Below are 14,908 nucleotides of genomic sequence, written 5' to 3'. Positions count from 1 at the left end.
CTTGTTCGGGGCGTAGCGCAGCCTGGTAGCGCATCTGCTTTGGGAGCAGAGGGTCGCGAGTTCGAATCCCGCCGCCCCGACCAAACCTCTTCAGCAACCCGCCGCTGGCTCTGGCCACGGCGGGTTTGTTTTTTGAAACCCCTCATCCCGGGGCTTCGATCCGAGGGCATCCCCCAAAGTCCGACCGAGCGGTCGGCCGGGACAATGCCCGGCTTTGCTTCAACCCTGGCGGGGCCACAAGCGCCGCCCGAGATTCCATGGCACTCCAACACCTGACCGACGAGCAGATCGCCACCTGGACACGCGCCCAAAAGGACGAGTGGTGGTTCAAAAACGTCTTCCGCGGCGACATGGCCCAGTTGACGCTGCGCTCAGGCTTCACCGGCTTCCTGCTCGGCGGCATCCTGTCGGCCACCGGCCTGTACATCGGCGCCAAGACCGGCATCGCCATTGGCGTGGGCCTGACGTCAGTCATCCTCGCCTTCGCGTTGTTCCGTGCACTGCATGCCAGCGGCTTCGCACAGGACTACACCATCCTGGAAAACAACTGCACGCAGTCGGTAGCGACCGCTGCGGGCTACGTCATCACGCCGCTGTTTTCCAGCCTCGCGGCCTACATGCTGATCACCGGCGTCATCCCGGCGTGGTGGCAGTTGATGGTGTGGATATTCGTCGTCGCGATGATCGGCGTGCTGCTGGCCTTCCCGCTCAAGCGCCGCTTCATCAACGAAGACCAGGCTCCGTTCCCTGAAGGCCGCGCCTGCGGCGTGGTGCTGGATTCGCTTTATCACGGCGCCGGTGGCGAAGGCATGTTCAAGGCCAAGCTGCTCGGCGTGGTGGCTGGCTTCACGGCCCTCTACCAGGCCATCGTCAGCGACGGCTGGATGAAGCTGGTCCAGTTCAAGATCCTCATGCTGGACAAGTGGGCCGGCATGTCGGTCCCCTGGCATCTGCATGAGCGCCTGGACCACTACTACTACGCGTGGGCCGGCAAGACGACGGCGCTGATCCCGACCATCATGGGCACCGACATCCGCCAGCTCGGCCTGCGCCTGACGCTGGATGCTGCCATGCTGGGCGTCGGCGGCCTGATGGGCATCGCCGTGGCCACGAGCTGCTTCCTCGGGTCCTTCATCAACTTCGTCGTGCTGGCTCCCATGATGATCCAGGCCGGCGACATCGCGCCGCGCCTGGCCGCCGACGGCACGCTGATCCCGCTGAACCGCGCCGAGATCGTCAACCAGTGGTCGCTGTGGTGGGGCGTGACCATGATGGTCGTTGGTGCGCTGGTCGGCCTGCTGGCAAAGCCGGAGATCTTCAAGAGCATCTTCAAGCGCAAGGCGGCGCCGGTGACCAGCGCCGGCGGCAACGGCGACCTGCTCAAGGACATCGAGGTGCCGCTGTGGATCAGCTACGTCGGCGTGCCGTTGTTCAGCCTGCTGGGCAGTTATGTCACGCACGTCTTCTTCAACGTGCCCTTCTGGCTGGCCCTGGTGTCGCTGCCCCTGATCTTCGTACTGACCATCATCTGCACCAACTCGATGGCGCTGACCTCGTGGACGCCGACCGGCGCGCTGTCCAAGATCACGCAGTTCACGATGGGCGCGCTGGACCGCACCAACCCCGGCTCCAACCTGCTGCCGGCGGGCATGACCGCTGAGATCGCCTCCAACGCGGCCAACCTGCTGTCCGACATCAAGCCCGGCTACATGCTCGGCGGCAAGCCGCGCCACCAGGCCATCGGTCACATCATCGGCAACCTGGCCGGCGTGATCTTCTGCGTGCCGTTGTTCTTCCTGCTGTTCCTGACGCCCGACGCCAACGGCGTGCGCAGCGTGACGACGCTGGTGTCCGACCAATTCGCCATGCCGGCGGCCCTGCAGTGGAAGGGCGTGGCCGACATCATCGCCAAGGGCCTGAAGGGCCTGCCGACGTCGGCGTTGATTTCCATGGCTGTGGCCGCGCTGGCCGCTGTTGCGATGGAAGTGGCGCGCATCAAGACCAAGGGGCGCTTCCAGCTCTCGGCCGTGGCCACCGGCCTGGGCGTGGTGCTGCCGCCCGAGGCGGTGCTGGCGATGTTCGTCGGCGCGGTGCTCTTCTTCGCCATGGGCCGCAAGCACAAGACACCGGGCACCCCCGGCCACCGTGTCTGGGTCGAAGGCATGGAGCCGATCTGCGCCGGCCTGATCTCGGGTGCTGCGCTGATGGGCATCGGCAACGCCATCATCAACGTGCTGATCTAATTCGGTCTGACTGTCCGTAGCTCAACTGGATAGAGCAGCTGCCTTCTAAGCAGCAGGTCGGGGGTTCGAGTCCCTCCGGACAGGCCACCATCGCATCAGAGCGCCCAGCGTCCTCAAGGACCCGGGCGCTTTTTTCATGGCGAACCGGCGCATGGCTGCACGCGGTCTCGGCCGGCGTCCATCCCCCTTAAGAGGGAGACGGTGGGGGATGCCCACCCGGCCATCCCCCACCGACCCCACTTAAGGGCGATTCCCGCGGGGGGGCCGGGCTCCGAGACTGGCTCCATCGACACAGGAGCCGCCATGCAATCTCAATCCGACACGCCCACCACCGATGACGCCCGCTGGGCGAGCGCCGCAGTGCTGCGCATCACCATCAGCCAACTGCGCGAATGGGAGATCGACGTTGCCCGGCATGGCGTCACGTTGCCGAAGGCCGATGAGGAGGCGTGGGAAGGTACCGAGCTGGACTTTCGCCGGACGGTGTTGTGAAGCCCGCGCTGTTCCCATCCAAGCCCGCCCGGCGGCCGCTGTTCGCAACCCTGGCCCAGACCTCGGTCCAGCAATTGCGTGACGCCCTTCGCCGCTTGACTTCAATCCACGCTGCCGCCGCTCACGACGGCGATGAAGAGCCGTTTCCTGCCGGCGCCGAGGACAGTCGGTCGAGTTGGACCGAGTGGGAGGAGACCAGTTTTGACGTCCGCCGTTTCCACGGCTGAGCCAGATGACCCCCTAGGACAGGCTGGCCAGCATGGTGGCCTCGGTCGCTTCATCCCAGGCCAGCGGGTACAGGCTGCGTGCCGAACCCAGGCGATCCGGCATGCCGCCCCAGAGGGCGATCTGCTCGCGGATGTCGGCGAAGGCGATGCTCATCAGCACGGCCGGCGCCTCGACACGAGGGTTGTGCCGGGGCTTGGTGCAGGGCACCAGCCCCAGGCAGCGCCGGTAGAAGGGCACGTGGCGCGGGTTGACTTCGACAACCAGGCGCTCGCAGCCGGCGCGACGGTGGGCATGCAGATATCCCAGGTGGAAGATCTGGGCCAGCACGCGCTTGGGGTCGTGCGAATGCTTGTCCACGGCCAGGCCGCCGAATTCGCAGAGCTTGACACCATCCGCCCGCCATTCATCCAGCTCGGCGCCGAACAGCAGGTCGGCGTGCAGGCCGCCGGCGCCGTCGAAACGCACGGACAGCGTGCCGACGATGGCCTCGCCGTCGCGAGCGGTGCAGACGATGTCGCCATCCTGGTTGCGGCTGCTGTAACGCTCGCGCTTGGTCAGCAGGCCACGGTCGCTATAGCGGCGCTCGACGAGGTCCCGCGCGTCGCCGTCCAGCGCACCGAAGCCGCTGTTCAAGGCGAGCGACGGGTTTGCAAACTTGTTCGGCGTCGACGCTCGCGGCGTCGGTTGAGATACGTGGAACATCGGCTGCATCCTCAGCGTCCATTGGCAAGCGGCGCAGTCTATGGACCCATAACCCCAACGAGCCCGCATCTCACAGACCGATACATGGCTCACATGGCGTTCATGCGGTTTGTCACGTGATCGAGCCTCAAGTGGGGTGGATCCCGCGGAATCGCACCATCGAGGTGATCGGGCTGTCGTCCTACAAACCGGCGCCCGCGGGTGGCCTACATTGGCTTCGGGCTTCGGCCCCCTGCTGTTCCTCCCTGAGCAGGCGCCTACCGTGACAGCGGAAGGCGGTTTTCAACCCCGGCCTGGTGCCGGGGTTTCTTTTTTGCGCTCAGCCCACGGTTGCCGGTGACACCCGGTCGCCCGGCCCCATGCCGGTCCAGCGCTTGAACGAGCGCCGGAAATTGGCGCCGTCGAAGTAGCCCAGCGCCTGCGCGACCGCGTCGCGGCTGTGGCCGCACGGCCCCAGCAGGTACAGCGCTACATGACTGCGCGCACGGTCAATCTCGGCCTGATAGTGCGTGCCATGGCGTGACAGCCTGCGCTTGAAGGTGGCCGCGCTGCCGCCGAACGCTTCGGCCAATGCCTCCAGGCGCGGCGGGTCGGCCAGTTGCCGCAACAAGCAGTCTCCCAGCGCCGCCAGGAAGCCGCGGCGCAGCGCCTGTGGGTCGGCCTGGCGGGCCAGTGCCAGCTCGGCGAGCCCGGGGGCGGTGGGGGCCGGCCAGCCGGGCTCGATCCAGGCGCGCGGTAAGCGCATGGCGTCGACCTGGCAGCCGAAATGAAGCTCTGGCCCAAGATGCACCGCATGCTGAGCCACGTTGCGCGGCGCGGTGCGGTTGAAGCTGAACTGCCACGGCAGACGGCGCCCGGCGCGCCAGCCGCACAGGCTGGCCACGGCGCTCATGTGCAGGTCGATGACAAAGCCGCGCAGACCCGCCGGCAGGCCGCAAGCATCGGTCCACACGAGGATCAGCTCGCGTTCGTCCACCAGCAAACGCGGCGTCAGCAGCGGCGTCAGCCGGCCGGCATGCCGGCACAACAGGCGCAGTGTGTCGACCAGGCTGGGCGCCTGCAGCAGCGCCTGGCTGGCCAGGCCGTAGTGGCCGGGCAGCAGCAGCCGGCCCAGTTCGAAGGCGCTGTCGGCGCCGGCCTCGCGCAGCGGCGCGAGCAGCTCCAGCAGCTGGCGCGGCGAGATCAGCGCCTGTTGCGGCCAGGGCAGGGCGACCCCCCGGTGATGAGCGAATTCGGACAGCAGCGCGGCGTGGTCGGCCACCGGCAGGCAGGCGGTGTCGATGTCGTAGGGCGGCAGGCCGGCGTCGGCACCGCCCAGCCCCAGCGGCAGCAAGGCGTCGAGCTGCAGCTGAAGGTTCACAGGCGCCTCAGCAGGCCCAGCAACAGCTGCGCTGGCGGCTCGCTGCCGGCCGTGTCGCCGTGCGCGGCGCGCACCGGCAAGCGCAGGCGCTGGCCGTCGCTGCCGTTGAAGTTCAGCGGTTCGAGCGCGGCCTTCAGTTCGTCACCCAGCCGCCGACCCTCGGCCGCGCCGCAATCGGGCAGCAGCACGACGAAGCGGTCGCCGGCATAGCGGCACAGCAGGTCGCCGGGCCTGAGGTTGAGCAGCAGCGTCAGGCTGGCGGCTTCCAGCGCGTGGTCGGCCGCCTGCATGCCCAGCTCACGCGTCAGGCGGTCAAAGCCATCGAAGCCCAGCATCAGCACGCAAGCCGTGCGGCCGAGGCTGCGTTCGAGCTGGATCTGCTCGGCCATGTAGCCGGCATCGGCCAGCTGCGTGACACGGTCGACCGCGCGGTGGTCGCGCAGGAAGCGCTCGCGCTGGGCGAGCTGCCGGCTCAGCACGCGCTGCTCCTGGCGCCAGAAGTGCAGGCCCACCGTCAGCAGCACCATGCCCAGCGGCGTCAGCGCCTCCAGCCAGTTGTCCCAGACGGCGGCCTTGGGCAGGCGCCAGACCTCGTCCAGCGCGTCCACCCATTCGCCCACCAGCATCCCGGCCAGACCGAGCGTCAGCCAGGTCGTCACGCGACCAGCAGGCCGGCTGCCGCGCACGTAGACGAGCCACACGCCCACCATCAGCGCCATGCCGCCTTCGGCCAGCACGTCCATCCCGTGCCATTCCACCAGCGGCTTCACGCTGCCGAGTACGGCAAACACCAGCGTCAGCCCAACCATCAGCACGGCGAGCAGCGGATAGAAGACCTCGCGCAGCAGCAGGTTCAGCGGCAGGTCAAGGCGCGGGCCAGGGAGCGTCAGGCGGTTCATCGCGGCATCGTATGAAGGCCGTGTGACAGCGTGGCGAAGGCGCGGCGGGGGAGTCGGATCGGCTCACGCGCCACACCGGCGTGCGCCAACCCGCCTTTGTGACAACCGATTCAAACGGGCGCCATGGGTGGTCGCGAGCATGGCGGCTATCCACCCACTCAGTCGGCATTTGCAATGCATCACAACAACAAACTCCCGCGCCTGAGCCTGCTCGGCCTGGCCCTGGGCCTGGCCTTCTCGGCCCAAGCCCAAACCCAGCCCCGGCAGCTCGACAGCGTCGTCGTCACCGGCCAGCGCGCCAGCCTGCGGTCGGCGCTGGACAAGCAGCGCGACGCTCAAGGGCTGCTCAGCGTCGTGCATGCCGACGCCATCGGCCAGCTGCCTGACGACAACGCCGCCGAGGCGCTGGCCCGGCTGCCCGGCGTGACGCTGGAGCGCGACCAGGGCGAGGGCCGCTTCGTGCGGGTGCGCGGCCTCGGGTCGGACTACAACACCATCAGCATCAACGGCGCCACGGTGCCGGCCTCCGAGGCCGGTCGCCGCGCGCCGGGGCTGGACGTGGTGCCGGCCGGCCTGATCCGCTCGCTGGAAGTGCACAAGACGCTGACACCCGACATGGATGCGAGCAGCCTGGGCGGCAGCGTCAGCGTGAACACGCTGACGGCGTTCGACGTGCAGGGCAGGCTGCTGGTGCTGGATGCCGGTGCCAACCACGACAGCAATCTGGGCAAGACCCGGCCCCGCGCCGGGCTGACCTTCGCCGACCGCTTTGCAGACGGCAAGCTGGGCCTGGCCGTGTCGGTGTCACGCGACCAGCGCCGCTTCGCCAGCGACAACGTCGAGACCGGCGGCGCCTGGGACGAGGACGGCAAGCTGGAGGAGCTGGAGCTGCGCCGCTACACCATCCTGCGCTCGCGCACGGGTGCGGCGATGAGCCTGGACTGGCGGCCCGCCGCCGGCCAGCAGCTGTATCTGCGCGGCTTTGCCAGCCGCTTTACCGACGACGAGCAGCGCCAGTCGCTGGCTGTGGAGTTCGAGGATGCGCAGGGCGCCGGTGAACTGGGCGAAGGCACGGTCGTGCGCAGCCTGAAGGCACGCAAGGAGACGGCCCGCACGGCGTCGCTGGCACTGGGCGGCAGCGTGGAAGCAGCGGGCTGGCAACTCGGCGCCGAGGCCGGCCTGGGCCGCGCGGAAGAGCGGACGCCCGAGGGGCTGGCGGGCGCAGCCTTCGAGGCGGACTTCGCCGGCCTGGGCTTTGCGGACAGCCGCCGCCCGCTGCTGCAAAGCCCGGCCGCGCTGCGTGATGCGTCGGCCTACGAGCTGGACGAGGTGGAGGTGGAAGACAGCCGTGCCCGCGACCGCGTGCGCCACCTGAAGCTGGACCTGAAGCGCAGCTTTGACCTGGCCGGCGGCGCCAGCCTGGAGTTCATGACCGGCGCCAAGGCCACGCGCCGCCACAAGGACAACCAGCAGGAAACGTATGTGCTGGACAGCGACACGCTGGGCGAGCGCGGCCTGGCCGACGTGGCCGGCAGCGGTGGCGTCAGCTACCCATGGGGCGGCGGCTTCGGTCCGGCCATCGACGCGGGCAAGGTGCGCGCGCTGTGGCGCGGCATCGACCTGGCCGGCTCGCGCGACGATGAAGATTCGTTGGTGGGCGACTTCGACATGAAGGAAAACATCGATGCCAGCTATGCCCAGGCCACCTGGGAAAGCGGCGGCCTGCAGCTGCTGGGTGGACTGCGCATGGAACGCATCACGTTCAAGGCGCGCGGCATGGCGCTGTTCAATGAAGAAGCGCAGCCCGTCAGCGTCGACACACGCAGTACGCATTGGCTGCCTGCGCTGCTGCTGCGCCACGACTTCGGCAACCAGCTGCTGTTGCGCGCGGCGCTGACGAGTTCGCTGGTGCGCCCCAGCTTCGAGCAGCTGTCGCCGGGCATGCTGGTGGACGGCGACGAGGCCGAGCTGGGCAACCCCAGGCTCAAGCCGCTGCGCTCGCGCAACCTGGATCTCGGCGTGGAGCAAGGCCTGGGTCGCGACGGCACGCTGTCGGCCTATGTGTTCACCAAGCGCATCAAGGACTTCGTCTTCCAGACCGACCTGGCCGGCAGCCCCGGCTGGGAGGATTTCGACGAGGTCGTCACCTACGCCAATGGCGACAGCGCCAAGCTGCACGGCGTGGAGCTGGCCTATGCGCAGGCCCTGCGCGGCCTGCCGGCACCGTTCAACGGTCTCATCGTCGGCGCCAACGTCAGCTTCGTGAGCTCCAAGGCGCGCGTCGGCGGCTACGACGGCGGTACCTGGAAGAGCCGCGAGATCAGTCTGCCCAGCCAGTCCGACCGCAGCTTCAACCTCAGCCTGGGCTGGGAGGGCCACGGCTTCAGCACGCGCCTGGCGATGAACCAGCAGTCCTCCTACCTGATCGAGGTCGGCGACGTCTTCGACGCGGCCAAGGACCTGCGCGTGGACGGCCAGAAGCGCCTGGACTTCTCGCTGAAGTACGCGCCCAGCAAGCAGCTGGAATTCGGCTTCGAGGCGGCCAACCTGATCAACGAGCCTTACTACGTCTATCAGGCCACGCCGGCGCAGAACGCGCAGTACGAGCGCTATGGTCGCAGCGTCAAGATCGGCGTGAAGTGGAGCCTGCACTGATGAAACGCGTTCTCCTGACCCTGGTCCTGACGGCCTGTCTCAGCGGCGCCCAGGCCGAGCGCTTTGCGTTGGGCAAGGCAGCGCTGGAGCTGTACGACGACGCCGGCCGCGTGTTGGCCCGGCATGCCGTGCGCGCCAAGCACATGGACCAGCGCCACGACGGCGGCGCGCTGGCCGTGCTGCAGGACGCCGACAGCGGCCAGATCCAGCTCTGGCGCGCCGAAGGCGGCCAGTTGAAGCGCGACGCGGCCTGGGCCCCGCCGGCGCTGGGGGTCGAGCAGCTCTGCCTCTACCGCGACCCGCAGGGCCTGCTGCAGCTCTTCCTGCTCGGCAACGAAGGCTTGTCCGAGCAATGGCTGATCGACGGCCAGCGTGCGCTGCCGGTGCAGCACCTGGCCACGCCACTGGCGCCCAGCGCCTGCCGCGTGCGCGATGCCGAGAGCACGCTCTACGTTGCCGAACCCGGCGTGGGGCTGTGGGCGCTTTCCGCCAACGCCGAGCGGGCCGGCCGGCGCCTGCTGATGGCCGATGCCGAGTCGGGCGAGAAGGCGCTGCATGCGCGACTGGACACCTGGCTGGCCGAGCACCCAGCTGCCGCGGCGCCGATGCGCCCACCCGTCGTGCTGCCGACTGGCCAGACCCAGCCGATGCGCGAGGCCGGCGATGCGGCCGACGACCCCGCCATCTGGGTGCACCCGACGAGCGGCGCGCAGAGCCTGATCCTCGGCACCGACAAGAAGCGCGGCCTGGCCGTCTACGGCCTGAATGGCCGCGAGCGCCAGTTCCTGCCCGTGGGCCGCATCAACAACGTCGACCTGCGCCAGGGCTTGGCCTACGGCGGCCGCAAGCTCGACCTGGCCGTGGCCACGCAGCGCGACGAGGCCGGCCTGGTGCTGTTCGGCGTGTCGGCCGGCGGCAAGGTGAGCGAACTGGCGCGGCTGAAGACCGGGCTGGACGACATCTACGGTGTCTGTGTCGGCCGCAATGCCGAGGGCGGGCTGGATGTCTTCCCGAACGACAAGGACGGCCGCGTGCTGCGGCTGCGGCTGAAGCTGTCAGGCAAGACCTGGCAGTCCGAGCAAGTCGCCGAGTTCCGCCTGGACAGCCAGCCCGAAGGCTGCGTCGTCGACGAGGCGAATGGCGCGCTGTTCGTCGGCGAGGAGAAGCGCGGCGTCTGGCGCTTGGACCTGTCCACGGCGGGCAGTGCGCCACAGCTGGTCATCACGGCCGGCCCGGGCCTGACGCCCGATGTGGAAGGCCTGGCCCTCCACCCCGGCCGCGGCTGGCTGGTCGTGTCTTCGCAGGGCAGCGACTCCTTCGCCGTCTACGACATCAAGCGGCCATTCGCGCAGCGCGGCACGTTTGCCATCGGCATCAACACGGCGCTCGGCATCGACGCCGTGTCGGAAACCGATGGGCTGGACTTGACCGGCGCCAACCTGGGCGGGCCCTACGCCGAGGGTGTGCTCGTCGTGCAGGACGGCCACAAGCGCCTGCCGCACGGGCCGCAGAACTTCAAGCTGGTGCCTTGGGCGGCTGTCGAGAAGGCGGTGCTGACGCGGCGGTGAGCGCCCGGCGCTTCAACCCAGCGCCGCGCTCGGTCGGATTGCTGACCGCGTGACAGAGCGGCGCAGACCCTGCTAGTCTGCCGCCCGCCAAGGTGGCATACGGGAGCAGCGGCATGGCGGAATTGACGGTCAACGGCAAGCGGATGCAGTACGAGGCGGAAGCCGATACGCCGCTGCTCTGGGTGCTGCGCGAGCAGCTGAGCCTGACGGGCACCAAATACGGCTGCGGTGTGGCCCAGTGCGGTGCGTGCACGGTGCACATCGACGGCGCGCCGGTGCGCAGCTGCGTGATGCCGGCTTCGGCGCTGACGGCGGCGCAGAAGGTCACCACCATCGAGGGCCTGGCGCCCAATGCTTCCCACCCACTGCAGAAGGCCTGGGACGCGCTCGACGTGCCGCAGTGTGGCTTCTGCCAGAGCGGCATGCTGATGGCCGCCGCAGCGCTGTTGAAGAGCAAGCCGAAACCGACCGACGCCGACATCGACGCGGCCATGACCAACATCTGCCGCTGCGGCACCTACAACCGCGTGCGTGCGGCCATCCACCTGGCGGCCGGCCAGGTGCAGCGCAAGCAGATTCCCATCGTCATCGAGGGAGGCCAGGCATGAGCGCCGTTCTGAACCGGCGCGGCTTCCTCAGCGCCACGAGTGCCGCTGCCGGCGGCCTGATGGTCGGTTTCCATGTGCCGGGTCTTGCCCAGAGCGCCGAACCCAACGCCGCGCCCGAGCTGAACGCCTGGGTGCAGATCCTCCCGGACGAGACCACGGTCATCCGCATTGCGCGTTCCGAGATGGGGCAGGGCACGCTGACCGGCCTGGCCCAGTTGGTGGCCGAGGAGCTGGAATGCGACTGGGCCAAGGTGAAGACCGAATACCCGACGCCGGGCCAGAACCTGGCGCGCAACCGCGCCTGGGGCAGCATGAGCACCGGTGGTAGCCGCGGCGTGCGCGAGTCTCATGAGTACGTTCGCAAGGGCGGGGCTCTGGCGCGCGCGCTGTTGATCCAGGCGGCGGCCAACCAGTGGAATGTGGCCGTCGTGGAATGCGCGACGGCCTCGGGTTGGGTGACCCATGGGGCCAAGAAGCTGAGCTACGGGCAGCTCGCCGCCGAGGCCGCCAAGCTGGCGGCGCCGGCCGACATCCAGCTGAAGGACGCCAAGGACTGGAAGCTGGCCGGCCGACCGATGAAGCGCCTGGACACCAAGGCCAAGCTGGACGGCTCGCTGGTCTACGGCATGGACCTGCAGTTGCCCGGCATGCTGAACGCGGCCATCAAGGATTGCCCGGTGTTCGGCGGCAAGCTCAAGAGCTTCGACGCGACCGAGGTCGAGAAGCGGCCGGGCGTGAAGAAGGTCGTCAAGGTCGGCGACACGGCCGTGGCCGTGGTGGCGGATACCTGGTGGCGCGCCAAGACGGCGCTGGACGCGCTGCCCATCGTCTGGGACGAGGGCGCCAACGCGACGCAGAACAGCGCTGACACGGCCGCCATCCTGAAGGCAGGCCTGGACGCCGACACGGCGGCGGTCGGCAGCGCCCAGGGCGACGTGAAAGCCGCGCTGGCCGGTGCGGCGCGCAAGGTCGAGGCCGTCTACAGCTACCCGCACCAGAACCACGCCTGCATGGAGGTCATGAACGCGACCGCCAAATGGACGCCGGAGCGCTGCGAGGTCTGGACGCCGACGCAAAACGGCGAGGCTGCGCTGGCCGCGGCGGCCGAATCGTCGGGCCTGCCGCCGTCCGCCTGCGAGGTCTACAAGCTGCACCTGGGCGGCGGCTTCGGCCGGCGCGGTGCCGTGCACGACTGGGTGCGCCAGGCCGTGGCCATTGCCAAGGAGCTGCCCGGCACGCCGGTCAAGCTGATCTGGACCCGCGAGGAGGACATGCTGCACGGCCGCTTCCACCCGGTCACGCAGTGCAAGTTGACGGCCGGCCTGGACGCCGCGGGCAAGCTGACTGCGCTGCACATGCGCATCTCCGGCCAGAGCATCGTCGCGGGCATCTTTCCGCAGAACATCAAGGACGGCAAGGACCCGGCCGTCTTCCAGGGCCTGAACGCCGGTGGCGCGGAAGGCGCGCTGGGCTATGCGGTGCCCCACCTGCTGATCGACCATGCGATGCGCAACCCGACGGTGCCGCCGGGCTTCTGGCGCGGCGTGAACCTGAACCAGAACGCGGTCTATCTGGAGTGCTTCCTCGACGAGGTGGCCCATGCCACCAAGCGCGACCCGCTGGAGCTGCGCCGCGAACTGCTGACCGCAAGCCCCAAGCATCTGGCCGTGCTGAACGCCGTGGCCGCCAAGGCCGGCTGGGGCAAGCCACGGCCAAAGGGCCGCCACCTGGGCCTGGCGCAGATCATGGGCTTCGGCAGCTATGTGGCGGCCTGCGCCGAGGTGTCGGTGTCGAAGAAGGGCGAGCTGAAGATCCACCGCATCGTTGCCGCCACCGACCCCGGCCATGCGGTCAACCCGCAGCAGATCGCAGCGCAGGTCGAGGGCAGCTTCGTCTACGGGCTTTCCGCAGCGCTTTTCGGCGAGATCACCGTCAAGGACGGCCGCGTCGAGCAGCAGAACTTCGACACCTACCCGGTGCTGAAGATGGCGCACATGCCGGCCGTCGAGACCATCGTCATGCCCTCGGGCGGCTTCTGGGGCGGTGTCGGCGAGCCGACCATCGCAGTGGCGGCGCCGGCGGTGCTGAACGCGATCTTTGCAGCGACGGGCAAGCGGGTGCGCGACCTGCCGCTGAAGAACCAGCCTCTCGTGTGATGTACGCGCTGGCCCTGCTGCTCGTGGCGGCCGGCGCCCAGGCCGAGCCCGGTGACGCGCAGCGCGGCCGGGCGCTGGTGGCCGACCGCACGCAGAGCCTGTGCCTGCTCTGCCATGCGCTGCACAGTGCGGGCGATGCCAACCAGGGCAATCTGGCGCCGCCGCTGGACGCCAGCGCGGCGCGCCTGGATGCCCAAAGCTTGCGCGAGCGCATTGCCGACATGCGGCGCTTCAACCCCGCCACCGTGATGCCACCTTTCCGCTCGACCGAAGGCCTGCGCGACGTGGCGCCGGCCTGGGCCGGCAAGCCGGCGCTGACGGAGCAGCAGCTCGACGACATCGTGGCCTATCTCGGAACGCTGGCCAGGCCATGAAGCGGCGCGAATTCGTCATGAGCGCCACGGCGCTGGCGCTGCTGCCCGAGGCGCAGGCCAGCGACGAGGCGATGCAGGCGGCCATCCGTGACTGGGCCGGCCGCGACCCTGTGGCGGGGGCATTGAAGATCGAGATTGCCGAATTGGTGGAGAACGGCAACGCGGTGCCAGTGCGCGTCGTTGCCAGCGAGCCGGTGACGGGCCTGGCCCTGTTCACGCCGCTGAACCCGGAGCCGCAGGTCGTGCAGGTCAGCCTGGGCGCGGGCAACGGCAAGCCGGAGTTCGGCACCCGCATGCGCCTGGCGCGCAGCCAGCGCATCGTTGCCGTCGCCAAAGCGGCAGACGGGCGCTGCTGGCAGACAGGCATGGATGTCATCGTGACGCTCGCTGCCTGCGTGGAGCCCTGAGCATGAAGCCCCCACGCTCGCTTCGCTCGACGCCTTGCAGGCCGCACCGGGCCAGTGGCCCGGTCCTTCGTCAGCCACACAGCGTCCACTGGACGCTGTGTGTGCGGACTCAGCCCCCCGAGGGGGCGCCAGCGCCCTTGGGGCGGCCCGGCAGGCGCTGATGACCACCCGCGCGGTCATCACGCTGCCCGCCGCCATCAAGGCCGGCGAGCCCTTTGAGGTGCGCGCAACGGTGGCGCATCCGATGGAGACCGGCTACCGCGCCAGCGATGAAGGCAACCGCCTGCCGCGCGACCTTGTCCGGCGGTTTGAATGCCGGCTCGATGGCGAGCTGGTCTTTGCCGCCGACCTGTTCGCGGCCGTCTCGGCCAATCCGTATTTGGCCTTCTGGGTGCGGGCCGACAAGTCCGGTGAGCTGACCTTCGTCTGGCGCGGCGACAAGGGCTTCGAGCACCGCGAGACACGCCGGTTGACCGTGGCATGAGGACTGCGCTGCTGCTGCTCTTCGTCGCGCTCCCGGCGGGGGCAGACGAGCGCCGCTCCGGCCGCGACACGATGAGCCCGGCGCTGCGCACGCTGCAGGCCGACGATGCGCAACACCCCGCGCAGCTCGCGCTGGCGCTCGGCCGCGATCAGTGGGCCGCCGGTGACAAGTCTTGCGCCAGCTGCCACGGCGAGCCCGCGAAGCTGCGCGGCGCCGCCACGCGCTACCCCGCGTGGGATCACGGTCTCATCGACCTCCCCGGCCGCATCCAGCGCTGCCGTGTGCGCCACCAGCAACAGCCCGCGTGGCAGCCGGAGGCCGAGCCCCTGCTGTCGCTGACGGCCCTGGTGGCACAGCAGTCGCGCGGCCTGCCGCTCAAGCCGCCGCAAAGCGCGGCGCTCGACAAGGCCGCGAGCCAAGGCCAGCGCCTCTACACGACCCGCATCGGCGCACTCAACCTGTCCTGCGCCCAATGCCATGACGACCGCGCGGGGCTGCGCCTGGGTGGCAGCCTGATTCCGCAGGGCCATGTGGACGACTACCCGGTCTTCCGGCTGGAGTGGCAGTCGTTGGGCAGTCTGCAGCGCCGCCTGCGGGGCTGCCTCAGCGGCGTGCGAGCGACGGTGTGGGCCTGGGACAGCGACGAACTGCTGGCGCTGGAGGTCTATCTCGCGCGCCGCTCGGCCGGCATGGCGATGCAGCCGCCGGGTGTGCGACCCTGAAGCCCCGTCG

The 14,908-nt window shown here is 69.3% G+C and carries 14 protein-coding genes and 2 tRNA genes; 13 read left to right on the top strand and 3 right to left on the bottom strand.

The features are described from left to right. Positions 1–6 precede the first annotated feature (6 nt). The 5 genes from ASC81_RS07010 (at position 7) to ASC81_RS06990 (ending at position 2,962) form a co-directional block, all read left to right on the top strand. Positions 7–83 (top strand) — tRNA-Pro (locus tag ASC81_RS07010). 174 nt (positions 84–257) lie between these two features. Beyond that, complete coding sequence (locus tag ASC81_RS07005) at positions 258–2,243, top strand: OPT family oligopeptide transporter (RefSeq protein ID WP_056264478.1); 1,986 nt, start codon at positions 258–260, stop codon at positions 2,241–2,243. Between the two features lie 10 nt (positions 2,244–2,253). Next, a tRNA-Arg gene (locus ASC81_RS07000) sits at positions 2,254–2,330 on the top strand. Between the two features lie 216 nt (positions 2,331–2,546). Continuing rightward, positions 2,547–2,735 carry a hypothetical protein gene (locus ASC81_RS06995; protein ID WP_056264476.1) on the top strand — a complete coding sequence of 63 codons (189 nt, stop codon included), beginning with the start codon at positions 2,547–2,549 and terminating at the stop codon, positions 2,733–2,735. Beyond that, positions 2,732–2,962: a hypothetical protein gene (locus tag ASC81_RS06990; protein ID WP_056264473.1), complete on the top strand. Its 231-nt coding sequence runs from the start codon at positions 2,732–2,734 to the stop codon at positions 2,960–2,962. Before ASC81_RS06995 ends, ASC81_RS06990 begins: the two co-directional genes overlap by 4 nt. Before the next feature lie 13 nt (positions 2,963–2,975). On the opposite strand, the gene ASC81_RS06985 is transcribed toward ASC81_RS06990, so the two are convergent. From ASC81_RS06985 to ASC81_RS06975, 3 genes are all read right to left on the bottom strand, one after another. Beyond that, on the bottom strand, positions 2,976–3,665 hold the full coding sequence (locus tag ASC81_RS06985; RefSeq protein WP_156391865.1) for a long-chain N-acyl amino acid synthase: 690 nt from the start codon (positions 3,663–3,665) through the stop codon (positions 2,976–2,978). Positions 3,666–3,984: 319 nt separating this feature from the next. Beyond that, the gene (locus tag ASC81_RS06980; protein WP_056264467.1) at positions 3,985–5,025 is read right to left on the bottom strand and encodes an AraC family transcriptional regulator; all 1,041 of its coding nucleotides are present in this window, start codon (positions 5,023–5,025) and stop codon (positions 3,985–3,987) included. After that, a complete protein-coding gene (locus ASC81_RS06975) occupies positions 5,022–5,924 on the bottom strand; it encodes a GGDEF domain-containing protein (RefSeq protein ID WP_056264465.1) in 903 nt (300 codons plus the stop codon). The genes ASC81_RS06980 and ASC81_RS06975 overlap by 4 nt, the downstream gene beginning before the upstream one ends. 174 nt (positions 5,925–6,098) lie before the next feature. On the opposite strand from ASC81_RS06975, the gene ASC81_RS06970 reads away from it, so the two are divergent. The 8 genes from ASC81_RS06970 (at position 6,099) to soxA (ending at position 14,898) form a co-directional block, all read left to right on the top strand. Next, entirely contained in the window at positions 6,099–8,579 is a 2,481-nt protein-coding gene (locus ASC81_RS06970; RefSeq protein WP_056264462.1) for a TonB-dependent receptor, read from the top strand. After that, on the top strand, positions 8,579–10,147 hold the full coding sequence (locus tag ASC81_RS06965; protein WP_056264458.1) for a phytase: 1,569 nt from the start codon (positions 8,579–8,581) through the stop codon (positions 10,145–10,147). The genes ASC81_RS06970 and ASC81_RS06965 overlap by 1 nt, the downstream gene beginning before the upstream one ends. Before the next feature lie 113 nt (positions 10,148–10,260). Continuing rightward, positions 10,261–10,755, top strand: coding sequence for a (2Fe-2S)-binding protein (locus ASC81_RS06960; RefSeq protein ID WP_056264455.1), 495 nt, complete (start codon positions 10,261–10,263; stop codon positions 10,753–10,755). Beyond that, a complete protein-coding gene (locus ASC81_RS06955; RefSeq protein ID WP_056264453.1) occupies positions 10,752–12,911 on the top strand; it encodes a molybdopterin cofactor-binding domain-containing protein in 2,160 nt (719 codons plus the stop codon). Before ASC81_RS06960 ends, ASC81_RS06955 begins: the two co-directional genes overlap by 4 nt. Continuing rightward, positions 12,911–13,285: a sulfur oxidation c-type cytochrome SoxX gene (gene soxX / locus ASC81_RS06950; RefSeq protein ID WP_056264451.1), complete on the top strand. Its 375-nt coding sequence runs from the start codon at positions 12,911–12,913 to the stop codon at positions 13,283–13,285. The genes ASC81_RS06955 and soxX overlap by 1 nt, the downstream gene beginning before the upstream one ends. Continuing rightward, complete coding sequence (locus ASC81_RS06945) at positions 13,282–13,692, top strand: thiosulfate oxidation carrier protein SoxY (protein ID WP_056264449.1); 411 nt, start codon at positions 13,282–13,284, stop codon at positions 13,690–13,692. The genes soxX and ASC81_RS06945 overlap by 4 nt, the downstream gene beginning before the upstream one ends. A 160-nt stretch (positions 13,693–13,852) precedes the next feature. Then, positions 13,853–14,176: a thiosulfate oxidation carrier complex protein SoxZ gene (locus ASC81_RS06940; protein ID WP_056264445.1), complete on the top strand. Its 324-nt coding sequence runs from the start codon at positions 13,853–13,855 to the stop codon at positions 14,174–14,176. Continuing rightward, positions 14,173–14,898, top strand: coding sequence for a sulfur oxidation c-type cytochrome SoxA (gene soxA / locus ASC81_RS06935; protein ID WP_056264442.1), 726 nt, complete (start codon positions 14,173–14,175; stop codon positions 14,896–14,898). Before ASC81_RS06940 ends, soxA begins: the two co-directional genes overlap by 4 nt. Positions 14,899–14,908: the final 10 nt, after the last annotated feature.

It is taken from the genome of Pelomonas sp. Root405 (assembly GCF_001425165.1).
GTDB lineage: Bacteria > Pseudomonadota > Gammaproteobacteria > Burkholderiales > Burkholderiaceae_C > Pelomonas.
The sequence above is the reverse complement of the archived record's forward strand: the minus strand, read 5'-3'. Positions and strand labels throughout refer to the sequence as shown.